The following is a 7,638-nucleotide window of genomic DNA, read 5'->3' on the forward strand; positions in this document are numbered from 1 at the left end:
GGTCACATATGCCGTACAAGACGAATTTGTTCCAATAACAGTAGGTAAATGTGAAATGCAATATATTCATACGGGAATAGGTAAAACACGATCGGCTATGAAGTTAACAAAAGCTCTTAGTGCTGATCGTCCTGATCTGGTTCTGAATATGGGAACTTCAGGCAGTTATAAACATCGGGTAGGGGATATTTTTGTTTGCCGACGTTTTATTGATCGTGATTACGAATCTGTAAAATTGCCCGGTATTGAATATGAGATTGATCTTACAGCTAATCATGCGGAGAGTCAAATTTTATTAGATTGGCTTTCAGCAGATGGAAATATAGGTACATGCAATACCGGTGATAGCTTTGTTACTGAAATATCTACTATGGATGGAGATGTGGTCGATATGGAAGCCTTTGCTCAGGCAGTTGTCTGTCAGGAATTTCAAGTGCCATTTATATCGGTCAAATATATTACCGATATTATAGGTGAAAATTCAGTAAAACATTGGGAAGACAAACTTTCTGATGCTCGTAAGGAATTGGAAAATTGGTTTAGGGATAAATGAGTTTCTGATTTAGAAAAAGGATTTATTCTAAAACTTACTTTTAGTTCAAAAATATTAGGTGATTGATAGAAAAACAATGAAAATCAAAAAAAGAGGATGATTTTATCGAAGTAGAGGCTTTTTATGTAATGAGGGAATTTTAAAGTGGGGGCTGAATAAAGATTAACTTGAAGAGAGGTGGGGGAGTAGTAAATGAAAAAAGCACCTCATATTATTATTTATGAGATGCCTTTTATATATTTGATTTAGTTTTGTTATCAACTATCTTTTATTTGCAATACTTATATTTTTAAGATAATTCTTAACACGTTCGCGTCTTTCAGTTTCGGTCAGGCTTGCAGGAACTTCTATATATGTTCTTTCATTGACTTTAATTTGCACAACGTCACCAAGATCTTTTTTATGATTTTCCAATAATTGTTTCAATGTTTCTTCTTGAGTCATGCGTTCGGCTTTTTTCATAGTACGCACTCTCCCTCTGGCAGGAGCCTTGTTTTCTATATTCATTTGTTTCTGATTTTAAATTAATATGAGAGTTTTAATATAGCTATGAAACTAACTTATAGTTGAGCTTTTAAATAGCAATATTTATAAATGTAGCACTTAAATAATAGAATATCAAATATTTTAGCTATCCTTCACACTCTAGATGCTAAAAATGAAATTAATAACAAATCTTATATATTGGAGTGTACAAGATTTATAGGTTAATACAATAAAAGGAAATACTCATCTTGCTTTGCCTATATTACCAAACTCTTGTCGTAATAAATCAGATAAATAATATATACTTTTATGAAATAATACTATGAGGTTTTATTGCAATAATTAGTATATTTGCAGAAAATAGGTCACTAAATAAAGGATGTTGCGACAGTATGTTATAAATAGAGAATAAATATTAGTATGCCCTTATACCGGAACAACACTCGTATTTATAAATGAATACTTCATCCCTACATAGAATTGTTTAAAGTAATTTATTAAGTTCGAAAATTGATCGTTTGATTTACAAATGTATAGCTCTTAAGTTTGAATACCTTTGTTTTTATTAAACAATTGATAGAACTACCATGAAAACAAAAAGTACTTTTCGCATCTCTAATTATTATGTTTTGTTCAAATAAAATAGCAATAATAAAATAATGCATTATGTTGAGAAAAATTAGAGTTACTCTTGCCATCATTTGCTTTATACTGACAGCATTTCTTTTTCTCGATTTTACCGGGACATTTCATGCGTGGTTGGGGTGGTTGGCTAAAATACAATTCGTTCCGGCACTTCTAGCCTTAAATGTGGGATTGGTTTTAAGTTTGATATTACTGACATTTTTCTTTGGTCGTGTCTATTGCTCTGTCATATGTCCGTTAGGGGTATTTCAGGATACTATTTCATGGGTAGCGGCAAAACGAAAAAAGAATAGGTTTTCTTATTCTCCTGCAATTCCATGGCTAAGATATGTAGTATTAGTATTATTTATCCTTTCCTTAATCTTGGGAATAAGTTCTGTATTTACATTATTAGAACCATATAGTGCCTTTGGTCGTATGATGTCTACATTAGTTGCCCCTTTGTATCAACTGGGAAATAATGCATTAGCCTATTTCGCCGAGCGTATGGATAGTTACGCCTTTTATTCTTACGATATATTACTCAAAAGTACTATTATAATATCAATATCTGGAATAACACTTATTGCACTAGTCGTTCTGGCCTGGCGTAATGGACGTACATACTGTAATACTATTTGTCCGGTAGGAACGGTGTTAGGATTTATATCTTATTTTTCATTATTCAGACCTGTTTTTAATCTTGAAAAGTGTAATGGCTGTGGCTCATGTGCGCGTAATTGTAAAGCATCGTGTATAAATCAAAAAACACATACTATTGATTATAGTCGTTGTGTGACTTGTTTGAATTGTATAGAAAAATGTAATAAAAGTGCTATAACCTATGCTCCAAGAAAAATAAACTTTAAGAAAAAAACAGAAATTTCACAAGATACAGTTCTTTCAATGAGAAAAGATGATTCATCTCGTCGTAGTTTCCTTTCAATAAGCACTCTATTTGCTTTAACATCAGTTCTGAAAGCACAAGAAAAGAAGGTAGATGGAGGCTTGGCTGTCATTGAAGATAAAATTATGCCTAATCGAGACACTGCTATCGTTCCACCCGGAGCACTTAGTCTACGCAATATGGCACAGCATTGTACAGCTTGCCAATTATGTATTTCTGTTTGCCCAAATAAAGTGTTACAGCCATCCGACAGTTTAACCAAATTTATGCAACCAGAGATGACATTTGAAAGAGGATACTGTCGTCCCGAATGCATCAAATGTTCAGAAGTTTGTCCGACTTCAGCAATAAATCTTATATCTAAAGCTGATAAATCTGCAATTCAAGTTGGTCATGCTGTTTGGATAAAGAAAAATTGCGTGGTATTGACGGATGGAGTCAGCTGTGGAAACTGTGCTCGACACTGTCCAACCAGTGCAATACAAATGGTTCCGTCTGATTCGGAAAAAGCAGATTCTGCAAAAATACCAGTTGTTAATGTTGAACGATGTATTGGTTGTGGAGCCTGTGAGAATTTATGCCCGGCTCGTCCGTTTAGTGCTATTTATGTAGAAGGGCATCAGATGCACCGCATTATATAATTCTTTATAATTGAAGTTATGACAAACGAAAATAAAAAAGATATAAACCGCAGAGATTTTATAAAAGTACTGGGTGCCGGTGCAGCCACTACGGCAGCATTGTATGGATGTGAACCACAGAAAAAAACTGGAGGCAATACCGCTTTGGGAGAGGTTCCAATCGATAAAATGACATACCGTATATCTTCGGCTACAGGAGACATTGTATCGCTTCTTGGTTATGGTTGTATGCGCTGGCCACTGAAAGAAAAGCCTGATGCAGACGGTAATGTGATAGATCAGGACGCTGTGAACCAACTGGTAGATTATTCTATTGCTCATGGTGTAAACTACTTCGATACATCGCCTGTGTATGTCCAAGGATTTTCGGAACGGGCTACGGGAATAGCACTTAAACGTCATCCTCGCGACAAAGTTTTTATTGCAACGAAAATGTCGAATTTTCATAACCCTACTCGTGAGAATTCGTTAGCCATGTATCATCAGTCATTCAAAGAATTACAAACTGATTATATCGATTATTATCTACTCCATTCAGTTGGAGGAGGTAAAGGCATAAAAACACTTAAAGAACGATATTTCGATAATGGTATGATAGACTTTCTTTTACAAGAAAGGGAAGCTGGCCGTATTCGTAATTTAGGCTGGTCTTTTCATGGCGATGTCAAAGTATATGATTATATGCTATCGTTGGATATTAAGTGGGACTTTGTTCAGATCCAACATAATTATGTAGATTGGAAACATGCTTCGGGAAATAATATCAATGCGGAATATTTATACGGAGAATTGGCTAAACGTAATATACAAGCTGTTATTATGGAGCCATTGTTGGGTGGGAGGCTTTCAAATTTGAACGATCATCTGGTGGCACGTCTCAAACAACGCGAACCAGAAAGCAGTGTAGCATCTTGGGCTTTCCGATTTGCCGGTTCGCCTGAAGGAGTCTTAACTGTGCTCAGTGGAATGACTTATATGGAACATTTGCAAGATAACATTCGTACTTATTCACCTCTTAAACCATTAACAGACGAAGAGAAAGATTTTCTGGAAGATACGGCGCAGATAATGCTAAAATATCCGACTATACCATGCAACGATTGCCAATATTGTATGCCTTGTCCTTATGGAATTGATATTCCTGCCGTACTTCTACATTACAATCGTTGTGTGAATGAAGGGAATGTGCCGAAAGACCGTCAGGACGAGAACTATCGTAAAGCACGTCAGGCATTTTTGGTGGGATACGATCGCCGTGTTCCAAAACTTAGGCAAGCTAGTCATTGCATTGGATGTAATCAATGCATACCTCTTTGTCCGCAAGGAATTGATGTTACGAAGGAATTGCATCGAATAGATCAGTTTGTTGAGCAATTAAAACAAGAAACTTTATAATGAAAGAAATCGTAGAATTATTACATCAAGGAGGTTATTCTTGTGTGATTTCTAATAAAGAGATTCGCACTTTTACACAACGTGGAATTGCTGATCTATACCAATTATTGAATAACGATACGGCTTTTCTTGCAGGAGCCTCTATCGCAGATAAAGTCGTGGGGAAAGCTGCTGCTGCATTAATGATATTAGGAAAGGTAAAAGAACTGTATACTGATATTATTAGCGAGCCTGCTCTGGCTCTGTTGAATGAGTCTGATATCAAAGTTGATTTTGGGAAGGTGGTTCCTTTTATCGAGAATAGAGATAAAACTGATTGGTGTCCGATAGAAAAAATGTGTTATCAGGAGAAAACGTCAGAAACCATTTTCCCTTTAATTAAAGAGTTTATTACAAAAATGCAGCAAAGGAGCTCAAACACTTGAAATGAGAAAACAGATAATCTATATTATACTTATTAGTAACTGCCTGAATACTTATGTTTTTGGACAAAATAAGAAAGATAGTATATCTGTAAAAAAGAGCTATAACTTAGAAGAAGTAGTTATAACCGGCACTCGTAATGAGACGGATATACGCCACTTACCCATGACTGTATCTATTGTTAATAATGAACAAATAAGAAGTCGATATGAGCAATCATTACTTCCTGTATTAACTGAGCTGGTACCAGGTTTCTTTACAACAAGTAGAGGCTTATTGGGATATGGTGTGTCGACGGGTGCAGCAGGAGGTATGAGTTTGCGTGGAGTAGGAGGTAGTCCTACGGCGGGATTGCTCGTGCTTATAGATGGACATCCTCAGTATATGGGATTGATGGGACATCCTATTGCAGATGCGTATCAATCGATGTTGGCTGATAGAGTTGAGGTGTTGAGAGGTCCGGCCTCAGTGCTTTATGGCTCTAATGCTATGGGGGGCGTAATTAATATAGTAACTCCTGTGAAATATCAAGATGAAGTAAATAGTAATGTGCGAATAAGTTATGGTTCGTATAATACGCTAATGACAGAAGGGGTGAATCGTCTATATAAAGGACGCTTTAGTAGTATAGTTACAGCCTCATACAATCGTACCGATGGGCATCGGAAGGATATGAAATTTGAACAATATGGAGGCTATACAAAACTTGGATATAATTTCAGTAATATATGGAAAACATTTGCCGATGTAAATATTACCCACTTCAATGCTTCTAATCCAGGTGCAGTGACTAATTTGGTTTTAGATAACGATTCTCGTATTACCAGAGGAATGGCATCCTTCTCGCTTGAAAATAATTATCGTAAAACTTCCGGAGCTCTCAAGTTTTTTTATAATTGGGGACGCCATAATATTAACGATGGCTATAAGAATGGCGAGCTACCGAAAGATTATAAGTTTAATTCTAAGGACTTAATGTTAGGCATTACATGGTATCAGAGTATAAACTTATTTCAGGGAAATCGTATAACATTGGGTATTGATTACCAACATTTCGGAGGTGATGCATGGAATCAGTTTGCGGATAAACGTATGGATATTGCAGATAAATCGGAAAATGAAATTGCAGGTTACGTAAGTATGCGTCAGTCGCTTGGGCACAGTCTGACTTTTGATATAGGGTTACGTGCAGACCATCATTCAGTAACAGGTACAGAGTGGATTCCTCAGGGTGGACTAGCATTACAATTATCTCGCTCGTCAGAGTTGAAAGCTATGATAAGTAAAGGATTTCGGAATCCTACTATTCGCGAGCTTTATATGTTCGTACCTCAGAATCCTGATTTATTGCCTGAGAGATTAATTAACTATGAGCTTTCTTATTCACAACGGTTGTTGAATAATACTTTTTCGTACGGATTGAATCTCTTTTATATTAATGGAGACAATATTATCCAAACTTTACCTGTCAATGGACGGCCAATGAATATTAATACAGGGAAGATTGAGAACTGGGGCATAGAGACTAATGTAGCTTATCAAATTAATTCATCATGGAAAATCTCGACAAATTATAGTTGGCTGAGAATGGTATATCCTGTTGTAGCTGCTCCTAAACATAAATTGTATGTAGGGGTAAATTATTCAAAGGGAAAATGGAATGTATCGACGGGTTTACAATATGTAAATGGACTTTACACATCAGTTACTCCCGAAAAGGAAGAATGTTTTACCTTGTGGAATCTGAGAGGTAGTTATCGTTTACATCCGAGAATCGATCTTTTTGTTAGAGGAGAAAATCTACTGGCACAGCGTTACGAAATAAATGTAGGCTATCCTCTGCCGAAGGCTACATGTATGGGAGGAATAAATTTAAATTTCTAATGTAAATATATAATCAAATGGAAACAACAGCTTTAAAACTATATTCATTGGAATATAAAAATGCAAAAACCTATTTAGTCGCATCACTTTTTATTGTTGGCAACATCCTTTTACCTCAATTGTGCCACCTTGTGCCTAATGGCGGATTTACATTGTTGCCGATCTATTTTTTTACACTTATAGGAGCATATAAATATGGGTGGAGAGTAGGACTATTAACCGCTATTTTATCACCATTAATCAATTATTTGTTATTTGGTATGCCTATGGCTACGGTATTGCCTGTGATTATGTTCAAGTCTGTACTACTTGCTTTAGCAGCTGGTTTTGCAGCTAAAAAGTATCAACGTATTTCTATTCTTATTCTGATGATAGTTGTACTGTCTTACCAGATTCTAGGTACATTGGGCGAATGGGCATTTGTAGGTAATTTAGAATTGGCTATACAGGATTTTCGGATGGGAATACCGGGAATGCTTTTACAGATTTTCGGAGGATATCTATTTATTAAGTATTTGTTGAATAAATAGATTTGTAAATTAATAAGCTATAAATTCAAAAAACAAGAAAGTCTGAGGATATCCATATAATGTAAACAAAGGATTTTCCTCAGGCTTTAAATTCGGTTGGAGCTATAATTTATTGTTATATTAATGCCTGATTTTTAGCCTTAAAGAATCGGCCCTTTATTCTTTTGTTTAGTTATCCCTAACATAATAGTCTAT

7 protein-coding genes are annotated in these 7,638 nt (G+C 35.6%); 6 read left to right on the forward strand and 1 reads right to left on the reverse strand.

What is annotated here, in order from left to right; all coding sequences use genetic code 11:
• A partial coding sequence (locus JGH11_RS18125; protein ID WP_201114147.1) for a nucleosidase occupies positions 1–553 on the forward strand: 553 nt, incomplete at its 5' end.
• 261 nt (positions 554–814) lie between these two features.
• Here JGH11_RS18125 and JGH11_RS18130 read toward each other — a convergent pair.
• The gene (locus tag JGH11_RS18130; protein ID WP_201114149.1) at positions 815–1,060 is read right to left on the reverse strand and encodes a hypothetical protein; all 246 of its coding nucleotides are present in this window, start codon (positions 1,058–1,060) and stop codon (positions 815–817) included.
• A gap of 645 nt (positions 1,061–1,705) precedes the next feature.
• Between JGH11_RS18130 and JGH11_RS18135 the strand changes: the two genes are divergently transcribed.
• Genes JGH11_RS18135 through JGH11_RS18155 form a run of 5 tightly spaced genes read left to right on the forward strand, consistent with a single transcriptional unit; the run spans position 1,706 to position 7,443 of the window.
• Positions 1,706–3,211, forward strand: coding sequence for a 4Fe-4S binding protein (locus tag JGH11_RS18135; RefSeq protein ID WP_201114151.1), 1,506 nt, complete (start codon positions 1,706–1,708; stop codon positions 3,209–3,211).
• Between the two features lie 18 nt (positions 3,212–3,229).
• A complete protein-coding gene (locus tag JGH11_RS18140) occupies positions 3,230–4,606 on the forward strand; it encodes an aldo/keto reductase (protein WP_201114153.1) in 1,377 nt (458 codons plus the stop codon).
• Positions 4,606–5,031, forward strand: coding sequence for a DUF1893 domain-containing protein (locus JGH11_RS18145; protein ID WP_201114155.1), 426 nt, complete (start codon positions 4,606–4,608; stop codon positions 5,029–5,031). The genes JGH11_RS18140 and JGH11_RS18145 overlap by 1 nt, the downstream gene beginning before the upstream one ends.
• 1 nt (position 5,032) lies before the next feature.
• Positions 5,033–6,913, forward strand: coding sequence for a TonB-dependent siderophore receptor (locus JGH11_RS18150; protein ID WP_201114157.1), 1,881 nt, complete (start codon positions 5,033–5,035; stop codon positions 6,911–6,913).
• 17 nt (positions 6,914–6,930) lie between these two features.
• Positions 6,931–7,443, forward strand: coding sequence for an ECF transporter S component (locus JGH11_RS18155; RefSeq protein WP_201114159.1), 513 nt, complete (start codon positions 6,931–6,933; stop codon positions 7,441–7,443).
• Positions 7,444–7,638: the final 195 nt, after the last annotated feature.

Source organism: Dysgonomonas sp. Marseille-P4677 (genome assembly GCF_016652235.1).
GTDB lineage: Bacteria > Bacteroidota > Bacteroidia > Bacteroidales > Dysgonomonadaceae > Dysgonomonas.